11 protein-coding genes are annotated in these 13444 nt (G+C 56.0%); 4 read left to right on the top strand and 7 right to left on the bottom strand.

Translation table 11 applies throughout. The features are described from left to right. Positions 1-123 precede the first annotated feature (123 nt). Positions 124-1791, top strand: coding sequence for an energy-dependent translational throttle protein EttA (ettA, locus tag M987_RS08945; protein WP_014068814.1), 1668 nt, complete (start codon positions 124-126; stop codon positions 1789-1791). A gap of 527 nt (positions 1792-2318) precedes the next feature. Here ettA and M987_RS08940 read toward each other — a convergent pair. Beyond that, entirely contained in the window at positions 2319-3218 is a 900-nt protein-coding gene (locus M987_RS08940; RefSeq protein ID WP_014068813.1) for a LysR family transcriptional regulator, read from the bottom strand. A 108-nt stretch (positions 3219-3326) separates the two neighbouring features. Between M987_RS08940 and M987_RS08935 the strand changes: the two genes are divergently transcribed. Further along, the gene (locus M987_RS08935) at positions 3327-4328 is read left to right on the top strand and encodes a zinc-binding alcohol dehydrogenase family protein (protein ID WP_014068812.1); all 1002 of its coding nucleotides are present in this window, start codon (positions 3327-3329) and stop codon (positions 4326-4328) included. A gap of 111 nt (positions 4329-4439) precedes the next feature. On the opposite strand, the gene nadR is transcribed toward M987_RS08935, so the two are convergent. The 3 genes from nadR to serB all read right to left on the bottom strand — a co-directional run bounded on the left by nadR (position 4440) and on the right by serB (position 8135). After that, entirely contained in the window at positions 4440-5672 is a 1233-nt protein-coding gene (gene nadR / locus M987_RS08930; protein WP_014068811.1) for a multifunctional transcriptional regulator/nicotinamide-nucleotide adenylyltransferase/ribosylnicotinamide kinase NadR, read from the bottom strand. A 35-nt stretch (positions 5673-5707) separates the two neighbouring features. After that, positions 5708-7093, bottom strand: a complete 1386-nt coding sequence (gene radA / locus M987_RS08925) for a DNA repair protein RadA (RefSeq protein ID WP_014068810.1) — start codon at positions 7091-7093, stop codon at positions 5708-5710. A 73-nt stretch (positions 7094-7166) separates the two neighbouring features. After that, the gene (gene serB / locus M987_RS08920) at positions 7167-8135 is read right to left on the bottom strand and encodes a phosphoserine phosphatase (RefSeq protein ID WP_014068809.1); all 969 of its coding nucleotides are present in this window, start codon (positions 8133-8135) and stop codon (positions 7167-7169) included. A gap of 117 nt (positions 8136-8252) precedes the next feature. On the opposite strand from serB, the gene M987_RS08915 reads away from it, so the two are divergent. Both M987_RS08915 and lplA read left to right on the top strand, forming a co-directional pair. Next, the gene (locus M987_RS08915; protein WP_014068808.1) at positions 8253-8897 is read left to right on the top strand and encodes a YtjB family periplasmic protein; all 645 of its coding nucleotides are present in this window, start codon (positions 8253-8255) and stop codon (positions 8895-8897) included. Positions 8898-8936: 39 nt separating this feature from the next. After that, entirely contained in the window at positions 8937-9953 is a 1017-nt protein-coding gene (gene lplA / locus M987_RS08910; protein WP_014068807.1) for a lipoate--protein ligase, read from the top strand. Positions 9954-10014: 61 nt separating this feature from the next. On the opposite strand, the gene deoD is transcribed toward lplA, so the two are convergent. From deoD to deoA, 3 genes are all read right to left on the bottom strand, one after another. Further along, the gene (gene deoD / locus M987_RS08905; RefSeq protein ID WP_014068806.1) at positions 10015-10737 is read right to left on the bottom strand and encodes a purine-nucleoside phosphorylase; all 723 of its coding nucleotides are present in this window, start codon (positions 10735-10737) and stop codon (positions 10015-10017) included. A gap of 82 nt (positions 10738-10819) precedes the next feature. After that, positions 10820-12043 carry a phosphopentomutase gene (gene deoB, locus M987_RS08900; protein ID WP_014068805.1) on the bottom strand — a complete coding sequence of 408 codons (1224 nt, stop codon included), beginning with the start codon at positions 12041-12043 and terminating at the stop codon, positions 10820-10822. A 53-nt stretch (positions 12044-12096) separates the two neighbouring features. Then, positions 12097-13419, bottom strand: a complete 1323-nt coding sequence (deoA, locus tag M987_RS08895; protein WP_014068804.1) for a thymidine phosphorylase — start codon at positions 13417-13419, stop codon at positions 12097-12099. Positions 13420-13444 lie beyond the last annotated feature (25 nt).

The following is a 13444-nucleotide window of genomic DNA, read 5'->3' as shown; positions in this document are numbered from 1 at the left end:
CTTTTTTACCTTTCTTGCGCGTTTTAACACTCCTGACGTTCCTGGCTGTGATTAGGCCGGGAAAAAGGCTACACTTCGCAGCTGAAACCTATTTTCATTACGATAAAAGAGGCGAAGTCCAACGTGGCTCAATTCGTTTATACCATGCATCGTGTCGGCAAAGTTGTCCCGCCGAAACGTCATATTCTTAAAAATATCTCGCTGAGCTTCTTCCCGGGCGCAAAAATCGGTGTTCTGGGTCTCAACGGTGCCGGTAAGTCCACCCTGCTGCGCATCATGGCCGGCATCGATACAGACATCGAAGGTGAAGCCCGTCCGCAGCCTGGTATCAAAATCGGCTACCTGCCGCAGGAACCTCAGTTGAACACGGAACACACTGTCCGTGAATCCGTTGAAGAAGCGGTATCCGAAGTGGTTAACGCTCTGAAAGGTCTGGACGAGGTGTACGCTAAATACGCTGAACCGGATGCAGATTTCGATAAGCTGGCCGCACAGCAAGGTAAGTTTGAAGAGATTATCCAGGCACACGACGGCCACAACCTGAACGTGCAGCTGGAACGTGCCGCGGATGCACTGCGTCTGCCAGACTGGGATGCGAAAATCGCGAACCTGTCCGGTGGTGAACGCCGCCGCGTGGCGCTGTGCCGCCTGCTGCTGGAAAAACCAGACATGCTGCTGCTCGACGAACCCACTAACCACCTGGATGCAGAATCCGTGGCATGGCTGGAACGCTTCCTGCACGACTTCGAAGGCACCGTTGTGGCGATTACCCACGACCGTTACTTCCTCGACAACGTAGCAGGCTGGATCCTGGAGCTAGACCGTGGTGAAGGTATTCCGTGGGAAGGTAACTACTCCTCCTGGCTGGAGCAGAAAGATCAGCGTCTGGCGCAGGAAGCTTCGGCTGAAGCGGCGCGTCGCAAGTCTATCGAGAAAGAGCTGGAGTGGGTTCGTCAGGGCGCGAAAGGCCGTCAGTCTAAGGGCAAAGCCCGTCTGGCACGCTTCGAAGAGCTGAACAACACCGAATACCAGAAACGTAACGAAACCAACGAACTGTTTATTCCACCTGGAGCACGTCTGGGGGATAAAGTGGTTGAAGTCAGCAACCTGCGTAAGTCTTACGGCGACCGCTTGCTGATCGACGACCTGACCTTCTCCGTACCGAAAGGCGCCATCGTGGGCATTATCGGTCCGAACGGTGCGGGTAAATCTACCCTGTTCCGCATGATGTCTGGCCAGGAACAGCCTGACAGCGGTTCTATCACCCTGGGTGATACCGTGAAGCTGGCCTCCGTTGACCAGTTCCGTGACGCGATGGATAACAGCAAAACCGTGTGGGAAGAAGTCTCCGGCGGTCTGGATATCATGCGTATCGGTAACACCGAGATGCCTAGCCGCGCCTATGTTGGCCGCTTTAACTTCAAAGGCACCGACCAGGGTAAACGCGTAGGCGAGCTGTCCGGTGGTGAGCGTGGTCGTCTGCATCTGGCAAAACTGTTGCAGGTTGGCGGCAACGTTCTGCTGCTCGATGAACCAACCAACGACCTGGACATCGAAACCCTGCGCGCGCTGGAAAACGCCCTGCTGGAGTTCCCGGGCTGTGCAATGGTTATCTCGCACGACCGTTGGTTCCTTGACCGTATCGCGACCCACATTCTGGACTACCAGGATGAAGGTAAAGTGGAGTTCTTCGAAGGTAACTTCACCGAATACGAAGAGTACAAGAAACGCACGCTGGGCGCCGACGCGCTGGAGCCGAAGCGTATTAAGTACAAGCGTATTGCGAAATAAACAACAAACGGCAACCTCGGTTGCCGTTTTTTATGTTTGTACCCTCTCCCCGTGGACTGAGGGATCCCCAGTAATGTTTGTCTTTATTCAGCGATAACATTACGCCATTGAAATAAAAGACTTACCGCTGCGCCATGGTCCGGCTGAAAATCGCTGAGGCGTTTCCTGTAGGCCGGGACGAGGCGCAGGGATGCGCCGAGAGGGCGCGACTTGCATGGACGCTTCATCGCGCCCGACCCGAAAGCCGTAAGGAATTAGCCGAAGGTACCGCGAAGCGGCGATTTTCTTGCCGGGAGCCCGGGTCGCCAGGGTAGCGGCGGTGAGCTACCCTGGCACGTTCACCGTTAATATGGTGACAGAGTAGCAGGGAACGTAAAGTGAACGGATTAACCACCTCAGCCGTATGTTCCCCCTCACCCCACCCCTCTCCCCAAAATGGAGAGGGAGCCGTCCGTGCTCGTATTTTTTGTGGGGATCCCTCAACCCACCAGGAGAGGGCCAGGGTAAGGGCATCAGGCCGTACAGTTTCACCGCCCCACGTAAAACCGCTTCACCTCATCAAACTGCATCGCAAAGTCGATATAGCTCATCAGCGCAGGCGAATTCAGCTTGCGGCTCGGATAGGCCAGCCACAGGTCATTCCCCTCGACATTCCACTCTGGCAGCACCTTAACCAACGCCCCCTTTTCCACCTTATCGTCCAGCAGAAAAGCAGGCAGCAGCGTAATGCCAGCACCAGCAATGGCACATTCGCGGGCATATACCAGGTTATCCGTCATATGGGCGTTATCCGGCAGATAGCGGTAATCCTCGCTCTCGCTTTGCAACAGCCATTCTGACCACGACTTATGGGTAATACAGCGATGTTCCACCATCTGACGGGGATGGCTAAGTGGCTCCCTCTGCGCCAGATAGTCCGGCGAGGCCAGCATATAGCGCGGGCAGTGCCCAATCATGCGGCCAATCAGCGAAGAATCCTGCGGCTTGCCGGTACGCAGCGCCACGTCGAACCCGGACTCCACCAGGTCGAGCACATCGTCAGAGATAGAAACATCCAGTGAGACATCCGGGTAGCGCAACTGGAACTCAGCATTCATATGCGCCAGCAGCGTCGCGCCAATCCCTGCCGGGCTTGTGATCCGCAGCCGTCCGCTGGGGTTTTCCCGCAGCCGTTGAATGGCGTACTCGGCCCTTTCACTCGCCGCCAGCATCTCGCGGCAATGCACCAGATAATGCTCGCCCGCAAAGGTCAGGTTGAGCTTGCGCGTAGTGCGGTTCAACAGCCTGATCCCCACCTGCTGTTCAAGCTGGCTGATACGCTGGCTCACGCTGGATTTTGGCAGCTCGGCCTTTTGCGCTGCCGCAGTAAAACTGCCCATTTCTGCCACCAGCGCAAACAGCGCCATATCCTGAAGCTGCTTAAACATGATTGTTCATCCTGTACGAACACTTCGTTCTTGATTGTCCATCTTATCACGCAACTGGCCACTTAATAGACTAGCCTCAACAAAACGCATTCCATTAAGGAGCTCACCATGTCAGTTAAAGCCATTGCCGTTAACCCAGAAAACCCTGCCGTTTTTATTGAAATTTCCCAGCCAATGCCACAGCCCGGCGAACACGACCTGCTGGTCGAAGTGAAAGCCGTGTCCATTAATCCGGTCGATACCAAAGTGCACGCGGGCATTGCCAGAAATGGCCTGAAAGAACCACGCATTCTTGGCTGGGATGCCAGCGGCATCGTTAAATCAGTGGGCACAAGTGTGACCGGATTCAAACCGGGCGATGAAGTATGGTACGCAGGTGATATCACCCGCCCGGGCAGCAACACCACGCATCAGCTGATTGATGCGCGGATTGTCGGGCACAAGCCCGCTAGCCTGAGCTGGGCCTCTGCGGCTGCATTGCCACTCACCGCCCTGACGGCGTGGGAAGGGCTGTTTGAGCGGCTGAACATTCAGGATGGCGGGCAGGATAAAACGCTGTTGATCATCGGTGGTGCGGGCGGCGTGGGATCGCTTGCGATCCCCTTTGCGAAGCACAACAGCAAGGTAAAAGTGATCGCCACCGCCTCGCGGGAAGATTCGGCTCAATGGTGCCTCGATCGCGGTGCAGACATGGTAGTGAACTACCGCGATCTGAAGGGGGAACTGGCCAAACAGGGCATCAACTTTGTGGATTATATTTTCATCCTCAATGATACCGACGGCCACTGGGATGCGGTGAGCGACCTGATCGCGCCTCAGGGGCATATCTGCACCATCGTCGAGAACGAACACCCGCTGGATCAGAGCAAACTCAAATCCAAATCCGCCGCGCTGCACTGGGAGTTTATGTATACCCGCAGCATGTACCAGACCGCCGATATGGCACGCCAGGGAGAGATCTTAAACGAGGTGGCGAAGCTGGTAGATAACGGCGTGGTGGAAAGCTCACTCAGCGAAACGCTGCACGGATTGAGCGTGGAAAGCATCAGTGAGGCACACCGTAAAGTGCTGGACGGGCATATGCGCGGGAAAGTGGTGGTGGCTTTTTGAGTTGCTTGTTTCCCCCTCACCCCGGCCCTCTCCCCGTAGGGGCGAGGGGGAAAAGACGGCTCTGTGCAATCCCCTCTCCCCGATGGGGAGAGGGTTAGGGTGAGGGGGAAGTTACCCCTGCTCGCCCATCATTTCCTTCACCAGCTCCACGCAGCGCAGGAAGCGGTTGTCATAGTCTGACTCTTCGACATGGACAAACTCCACGTTATTCTCGCGCAGCATCTCCACCAGCATGGTCTGGAACTCTTTTCGGTCTACCGAGCTGCCAAGGCTGCGCATCCCATCGGCCACCCACGGCGTGTTGTTTTCCAGCAGGATCACCAGGTCGAAGCGATATTCATCAATCAGCGCCTGGACGAACGGGTGCTCGCGCCCTTCGTACTTTTTACAGAACGCCTGCGTGGTGACGAAATCGGTATCGATAAACGCCACCTTATTGGCGTATTTCACAGCAAAATCAATGTACTGCGCGTGTCCAAGGGCAATCTTATCGTAGTCGGAATACTGGAGTGCCATCTCATCGCCGCCCAGATGTGAGAAGACATAATCACGCCCGTACTCCCAGGCACTGGTGGTGTTAAAGATGTTCGCCAGCTTGTTGACCAGCGTCGACTTACCGCTCGACTCACCACCCAGAATGGCTACTGTACGCACAAAGAACGGTTTCACTTCGGTCGGAATGTAATCCCAGTAGCGGAACGGGTTTTCACGGATCTGCGCCCCGCTGATGCTCATAAAGGTGCGTTTTGGATCGATGAGCACCGTTTCGGTACCCAGATGCTCGCGGAACTGTGGGGCATCAAGCTCTTCAGAGGTGTAGATCCAGTTAGGCGCAATCCCCTTCTCTTCCATAAAGGCTTTCACGCCATTGCTCCACACGTCCCAGCCGTGCGGATACGGCTCCATACCCTCTTCATTGAACGCATGAATACGAATATTTTTCTGATACTTAAAGGTCTGGAGCAGCCAGCGCAGGCGATCCGGCACCGTCGGCTGTTGCGACATGGCGCTGTCTTCGAACAATTCGCGGTCACGTTTTTCGTCGTAACCCATGATGATATGCAGCTCATCAACCTGGCTACAGGCTCGCTGGATCAGATAGATATGCCCGGTATGCAGCGGGTAAAATTTGCCGAAAACCACGCCGATGTTCTTTTGCATACGCGGGAATTCAAGCCCCAGGAAGCGATGCAATGCTTCCAGCTTTTGTGCGCTAGGGCTTTTGATTTTGGCATTCAGGAGTTGGCTCAGATAGCCTTTGGTCATACCGCTGGCATCCGCCACCTGCTGCAAGGTGCAGCCTTTCTGGCGAATTGCGGTCTTGAGATAGTCAAATGCTGACATAAATTACGGTGCCTCCTGCAAAATCGAATACGTAATTATAAGTCGTCAAAGACGTTTAACGCATCCGCGAGTTTTTTCACGCCAAAGACCTGCATCCCTTCCGGGATCTTTTTCGGCACGTTGGCCGCCGGAACAATCGCCCGGCGGAAGCCGTGTTTCGCCGCCTCGGAGATACGCTCCTGGCCGCTCGGTACCGGGCGGATTTCACCGGCCAGCCCCACTTCGCCAAATACCACCAGATCCTGCGGCAGTGGCCTGTCACGCAGGCTGGAGACCATCGCCAGCAGCAGCGCCAGGTCGGCACTGGTTTCCGTCACCTTGACGCCGCCCACCACGTTAACAAAGACGTCCTGATCCGCCATTTGCAGGCCGCCGTGACGGTGCAATACTGCCAGCAGGATCGCCAGGCGGTTCTGCTCCAGACCAACTGCCACGCGCCTTGGATTGCCCATCATCGAGACATCGACCAGCGCCTGAATTTCGACGAGCAGCGGTCGCGTTCCTTCCCACAACACCATCACCGAGCTGCCGGAGGTGATTTCATCCCCGCGGCTCAGGAAAATGGCGGAGGGGTTGCTGACTTCGCGCAGCCCCTGCTCGGTCATGGCAAAGACGCCCAGCTCGTTTACCGCGCCGAAACGGTTTTTATGGCTACGCAGCGTACGGAAACGGGAATCCGCATCGCCATCGAGCATCACGGAGCAGTCGATACAGTGTTCGAGCACTTTCGGCCCGGCCAGCGAGCCATCTTTGGTCACGTGGCCGACCATCACAATCGCCACGCCGCGCGTTTTGGCAAAGCGCGTCAGATAGGCTGCGGTTTCACGCACCTGAGCCACGCTGCCCGGCGAAGACTGGATATCCGCCATGTGCATCACCTGGATGGAGTCGATCACCATCAGCTTCGGCTGCTCTTCTTCGGCAATCATGCAGATTTGTTCGATGCTGGTTTCCGAGAGCATGTTCAGGTTGCCGGTCGGCAGACCAAGACGGTGCGCACGCATCGCCACCTGCTGCAATGACTCTTCCCCCGTGACGTACAGGGTTTTCATCTGCTCGGCGAGTTTGCACAGAGTTTGCAGCAGCAGCGTCGATTTACCCGCTCCCGGGTTGCCGCCGATGAGAATGGCGCTCCCCGGCACCACACCACCGCCCAGCACGCGGTCGAACTCTTTGAATCCGGTGGAGAAACGCGGCAGCTCTTCCAGGCTGATGTCGGAAAGCTTCTGGACTTTCGCCACACCGGCATTCCCCGCATAGCCGCTCAGGCGTTCATTGCGGGCAACGCTCGGCGAAGCCGCCACACCACGCACTTCAGTAATGGTGTTCCAGGCATGACAGGCGCTGCATTGCCCCTGCCAGCGCGGATAATCCGCACCACATTCATTACAGACAAATGCGCGTTTTGGAGCTTTCGCCACGGTTTACCTCGTTATTTCAGTGCCGCCTGTGAGCCGGGTGGCGCTCACGCTTACCCGGCCTACAAACGCAAAACTATTTCTGATTGATGCTGCCAGAGAGAATGCAGAACACCCCCATCAGGTCAGCATGACGGATAGTGACTTCCGTCTTTTCATTCACTTTTGGCTTGGCATGGTAAGCAATGCCCAGACCCGCTGCTTTGATCATCGGCAGATCATTGGCGCCATCACCAATCGCCACGGTCTGCACGACCGGAATTTCATATTTCTCTGCCAGACGGTTCAGCGTATTGGCTTTGTACTGGGCGTCCACGATATCGCCGATCACCTGACCGGTAAGTTTACCGTCCATGATCTCCAGCTCGTTCGCCACCACGGTGGTCAGGCGCAGCTTGTCACGCAGGTAATCGGCAAAGAAGGTAAAACCGCCAGACGCAATGGCCACTTTCCAGCCCAGCGTTTCCAGCTTCAGCACCAACTGCGTCAGCCCTGGCATTAGCGGCAGCTCATCACGCACCTGACGCAGAATGTTGGCATCAGCCCCTTTCAGGGTCGCCACGCGCTGTCTGAGGCTTGCGGTGAAGTCCAGTTCGCCGCGCATCGCACGCTCCGTCACTTCTGCCACCAGCTCGCCGCTGCCGGCCAGTTTGGCGATTTCGTCGATGCACTCAATCTGGATGGCGGTAGAGTCCATGTCCATGACCAGTAAACCCGGCGTTTTCAGATGCGGGATTTTGCCCAGCGGGGCTACGTCCAGCCCGGCATCGTGTGCCAGGCGTGTGGCGCGCTGCGTCAGGGAGCCGGCCAGGCGAATAACCTGGTAATCTTCCACGCACCAGGCCGCGACAATCACCATCGCAGCGCCCAGTTTGGTTTGATATTGCGTCAGGCGTTGCTTGTCCAGGCCGCGTCCGTACAGCAGCCAGCCGCTACGACCGGCGTGGTAATCCAGAGGCATCACCTCATCACCACTTAAAGAGAGCGGCAATCCTGGCCATAAAGAGACATCCGTTGGCAGGTCGCACCAGGTAATGTTCGGCATTGAAGCTCCTGTAATTTCGTTCGCGCCGGAAGGTTCCAGAGGGAAAATAACGCATGAGGCTACCCTGTAACCATCACTTCTGGCAACATTAAGCCGTAAATTTTCAGCAGGTGGAATATGGCTCGCGCAAAACTGAAATTCCGGCTTCATCGTGCCGTGATTGTCCTTATCTGTCTGGCGCTCCTGGTGGCGCTGATGCAAGGGGCATCATGGTTTAGCCAGAATCATCAACGGCAACGCAATCCGCAACTTGAAGAACTGGCCCGCACGCTGGCGCGTCAGGTGACCCTTAACGTTGCGCCGTCTATGCGTACTGAAACGCCGGACGACAAGCGGATAGGCCAGGTATTACGCCTGCTGACGGAGAACAGCCGTATTCTGGACGCCGGTGTCTATGACGAACAGGGCGACCTGATCGCCCGCGCAGGCGAGCACGTCGACGTGCGCGACAGGCTGGCGCTGGACGGTAAAAAAGCCGGGGGCTACTTCAACCAGCAAATCGTCGAACCTATTCAGGGGAAAAATGGCCCACTGGGGTATTTGCGCCTGACGCTCGACACCCACACGCTGCCTACCGAAGCCAAACAGGTGGATAACACCACCAATATTCTGCGCCTGATGTTGCTGCTTTCGCTGGCCATTGGCGTGGTACTGGCGCGAACCCTGTTGCAGGGAAAACGCACGCGCTGGCAGCAATCGCCCTTCCTGCTGACCGCCAGCAAGTCGATTCCCGAAGAGGAAGAGAGCGAGAAGAAAGATTAGTGATAAAGTAGGCGAATGATTCGGAAAAGGAACTTTGCCATGACGACGTTACGCCTGCTTATCTCTGACTCTTACGATCCCTGGTTCAATCTGGCAGTAGAAGAGTGCATCTTCCGCCAGATGCCCGCCACCCAACGCGTGCTTTTCCTGTGGCGTAACGCCGATACCGTGGTCATTGGCCGGGCGCAAAACCCATGGAAAGAGTGCAACACGCGGCGTATGGAAGAGGATAATGTCCGACTGGCACGTCGTAGCAGCGGGGGCGGCGCGGTGTTTCATGACCTGGGTAATACCTGCTTTACCTTTATGGCGGGTAAACCGGAGTACGACAAAACCATCTCCACAGCCATTGTGCTCAACGCGCTGAATGCGCTTGGCGTTCAGGCTGAAGCGTCCGGGCGTAACGATCTGGTGGTCAGTACTGAGGAAGGCGATCGCAAGGTTTCCGGCTCGGCGTATCGCGAAACCAAAGACCGCGGTTTCCATCACGGCACGCTGTTGCTCAACGCCGATCTCAGCCGTCTGGCCAACTACCTCAACCCGGACAAGAAAAAGCTACAGGCGAAAGGCATCACTTCCGTGCGCGGTCGCGTGGCGAATCTGGTTGAGCTGCTGCCTGGCGTCACGCACGAACAGATTTGCGATGCTATACGCGAGGCGTTCTTTACCTATTATGGTGAACGCGTCGAAGCAGAGGTGATTTCACCCGACAAAACGCCCGATCTGCCAAACTTCGCTGAAACCTTTGCCCGCCAGAGCAGCTGGGAGTGGAACTTCGGTCAGGCCCCGGCGTTTTCACACTTGCTGGATGAGCGCTTTACCTGGGGCGGCGTGGAGCTGCATTTTGACGTTGAGAAAGGCCATATCACCCGGACGCAGGTCTTTACCGACAGCCTGAACCCGGCCCCGTTAGAAGCGCTGGCGGCACGTTTGCAGGGCTGTCTTTATCACCCGGACGTGCTTCAACAGGAGTGTGATGCGTTGCTGGCAGATTTCCCGGAACAGGAAAAAGAGCTACGTGAATTGTCGGCGTGGATTGCGCGGGCGGTGCGCTAGGTGCGGCCTGGTGCCCTCACCCCGGCCCTCTCCCACAGGGAGAGGGAGGGAAGAGACAGAATTACTCTTTATCGCCCAGCAGAACGGATTCCAGCGCGATTTTGATCATGTCGTTGAATGTGGTCTGACGCTCAGCAGCCGTGGTCTGCTCGTGCGTACGGATGTGGTCAGACACGGTGCAGATGGTCAGCGCTTTCGCACCAAACTCAGCCGCTACGCCGTAGATGCCTGCCGCTTCCATTTCCACGCCCAGGATGCCGTATTTTTCCATCACGTCGAACATTTCGCCGCCGTCTGGTGCATAGAACAGATCGGCAGAGAAGATGTTACCTACACGAGCATCAACGCCCAGCGCTTTTGCCGCGTCAACCGCGTCACGGACCATACCGAAGTCAGCGATTGCTGCGAAGTCATGATCTTTGAAACGCATACGGTTAACTTTGGAATCGGTACATGCACCCATACCGATAACGATATCACGCAGCTTAACGTCCATACGAACCGCGCCGCAGGAGCCTACACGGATGATTTTCTTTACGCCGAAATCGGTGATCAGCTCTTTGGTGTAGATGGAGCAGGATGGGATACCCATACCGTGACCCATGACAGAGATCTTGCGGCCTTTGTAAGTCCCGGTGAAGCCCAACATGCCACGCACGTTGTTCACTTCACGCACGTCTTCCAGGAAGGTTTCAGCAATGTGCTTCGCACGCAGCGGGTCGCCTGGCATCAGAACAACGTCAGCGAAATCGCCCATTTCTGCGTTAATGTGTGGAGTTGCCATCTTCAGTTCCTTTTCATTTAATTTCTCCCTCTCCCTGTGGGAGAGGGTTGGGGTGAGGGCATCAGACCGCACCCAATGTCATTCAGAACATAGCCTTGCCATATTCCATGTCAGACGTACCAAAGTATTTTGCAATTGTCTGGCCAATATCCGCGAAGGTTTCACGGTGGCCCAGAGAACCCGGTTTCACTTTTGGACCATACACCAGCACCGGAATGTGCTCACGGGTGTGGTCAGTACCGGTCCAGCTTGGGTCACAGCCGTGGTCAGCGGTCAGGATCAGAATGTCATCTTCACCCACCAGCTCCATCAGCTCTGGCAGACGGCGGTCGAACAGCTCCAGACCCGCAGCATAACCGGCGATATCGCGACGGTGTCCCCAGGAGGAGTCGAAGTCCACGAAGTTGGTAAAGACAATGGTCTTGTCGCCCGCTTCTTTCATCTCTTTGATAGTGGCATCGAACAGCGCATCCAGACCGGTAGCTTTCACTTTTTTAGTGATACCGCAGTTGGCATAGATGTCCGCGATTTTACCCACGGAAACCACGTGACCGTCTTTCTCTTCAACCAGTTTTTGCAGCACTGTCGGTGCTGGCGGCTCAACGGCCAGGTCATGACGGTTGCCGGTACGCTGGAAATTACCCGCTTTGTTGCCGATAAACGGACGCGCGATAACACGGCCGATGTTGTAACCGCCTTCGGTCAATTCTTCACGGGCGATTTCGCACAGCTCGTACAGCTTATCCAGGCCGTAGGTCTCTTCGTGGCAGGCAATCTGGAACACGGAGTCAGCAGAGGTATAGAAAATCGGTTTGCCGGTTTTCATATGCTCTTCGCCCAGTTCATCCAGAATCACGGTACCGGAGGAGTGGCAGTTACCGAGGTAGCCCGGCAGGTTTGCACGCTTCACCAGTTTATCCAGCAGTTCCTGCGGGAAGCTGTTCTGATGATCGGAGAAGTAGCCCCAGTCGAACAGAACCGGCACACCGGCGATTTCCCAGTGACCAGACGGGGTATCTTTACCGGAAGAGAGCTCATGCGCCCAGGCGTATGCGCCAACCACTTCCGCGTTGCCGTCCATACCGGCTGCGATTTTGCCGGTAGAACCTTCATGCGCTTTCACCAGGCCGAGGCTGGTCAGGTTTGGCAGAGTCAGAGGGCCTTTACGACCGTTGTCTGCTTCGCCTTTGGCACAGGCTTCAGCGATGTGACCCATGGTATCGGAACCCACGTCACCAAAACGTTCTGCATCTTCGGTTGCGCCGATGCCGAATGAGTCCAGCACCATAATAAATGCACGTTTCATAATTGTTCTCCGTACTTAGTGCTTCAAAAAATAGCGATCAGATCAGTATACAGTTATTCAGTGATGCGACGATAGACCGAAGGTGAGCTTTCTGGTGCTTTATCGTCAAGCGTAATGGCCGCTTTCACCGCCTTCGCCGCTTCCTGCCAGCTGTTTTCATCTTTCGCGTGGATAACCGCCAGCGGACGTTGGCCGTCAACGCTGTCGCCCAGGCGAACCATGTCGGTAAAGCCAACACTGTAATCAATCGTGTCCGAAGCCTGACGGCGACCGCCGCCCATCGACACCACAGCCATACCAAGCGCACGAGTGTCCATTGTAGAAATAAAGCCTTCCGTATCGGCATAAACCGCCTTGCTGAGCGTCGCGGTTGGCAGGTATTTCGCGTAGTTTTCCACGAAATCGGTTGGGCCTTTCTGCGCGGCTACCATGCGACCGAAGATCTCCGCCGCTTTGCCGTTATCCAGCACGGCGTGCAATTTCGCCCGCGCCTCGGCGTCATCTTTGGCAAGCTTGCCGGAGATAAGCATCTCAACGCACAGTGCCATGGTGACGTCGAACAGACGTGGGTTACGGTATTCACCCGTCAGGAACTGCACGGCTTCACGCACTTCAACAGCGTTACCTGCGCTGGATGCCAGCACCTGATTCATGTCCGTCAGCAGCGCAGTGGTGCGCACGCCAGCACCGTTGGAGACACCAACGATCGCTTCGGCAAGCTGGGCAGAAAGTTCATAGGTTGGCATAAACGCACCGCTGCCCACTTTCACGTCCATCACCAGCGCATCCAGGCCTTCCGCCAGTTTTTTGGCGAGGATTGAGGCGGTGATCAGCGGGATGGAGTCAACGGTCGCGGTAATATCGCGGGTGGCGTAGAAACGCTTGTCTGCCGGTGCAAGAGAGCTGGTCTGGCCGATAATTGCCACACCAACGTCTTTAATAATTTCGCGGAAGCGATTGTCATCCGGGAAGATGTCGAAGCCCGGAATGGCTTCCAGTTTGTCCAGCGTGCCGCCGGTGTGACCCAGGCCGCGCCCGGAGATCATCGGAATATAACCGCCACAGGCCGCAACCATTGGGCCAAGCATCAGTGAGGTAACGTCACCCACACCGCCGGTAGAGTGTTTATCAACAATCGGGCCGTTAAGGTTGAGGCTTTTCCAGTCCAGAACGGTCCCAGAATCTCGCATCGCCATGGTCAACGAGACACGCTCAGGCATCGACATATCATGGAAGAAGATGGTCATCGCCAGAGCAGCAATTTGCCCTTCAGAGACGGTATTATCGCGAATGCCGTTGATAAAAAAGCGGATCTCTTCGTCGCTTAATGCATGACCATCACGTTTTTTACGAATAATTTCTTGTGCGAGAAACACGGTAACCTCCCGAAGTTGGCCGGGA

It is taken from the genome of Enterobacter soli ATCC BAA-2102 (assembly GCF_001654845.1).
GTDB classification, from domain to species: Bacteria; Pseudomonadota; Gammaproteobacteria; order Enterobacterales; family Enterobacteriaceae; genus Enterobacter; species Enterobacter soli.
Note: the sequence above shows the minus strand (reverse complement) of the source record. Positions and strands in the feature narration are given on the sequence as shown.

Bases quoted from the DNA above. Each gene is read 5' to 3' on its own strand.
- M987_RS08940 (WP_014068813.1), bottom strand. From the start codon at position 3,218: ATGTTTAAGCAGCTTCAGGATATGGCGCTGTTTGCGCTGGTGGCAGAA.
- M987_RS08935 (WP_014068812.1), top strand. From the start codon at position 3,327: ATGTCAGTTAAAGCCATTGCCGTTAACCCAGAAAACCCTGCCGTTTTT.
- nadR (WP_014068811.1), bottom strand. From the start codon at position 5,672: ATGTCAGCATTTGACTATCTCAAGACCGCAATTCGCCAGAAAGGCTGC.
- serB (WP_014068809.1), bottom strand. From the start codon at position 8,135: ATGCCGAACATTACCTGGTGCGACCTGCCAACGGATGTCTCTTTATGG.
- M987_RS08915 (WP_014068808.1), top strand. From the start codon at position 8,253: ATGGCTCGCGCAAAACTGAAATTCCGGCTTCATCGTGCCGTGATTGTC.
- lplA (WP_014068807.1), top strand. From the start codon at position 8,937: ATGACGACGTTACGCCTGCTTATCTCTGACTCTTACGATCCCTGGTTC.
- deoD (WP_014068806.1), bottom strand. From the start codon at position 10,737: ATGGCAACTCCACACATTAACGCAGAAATGGGCGATTTCGCTGACGTT.
- deoB (WP_014068805.1), bottom strand. From the start codon at position 12,043: ATGAAACGTGCATTTATTATGGTGCTGGACTCATTCGGCATCGGCGCA.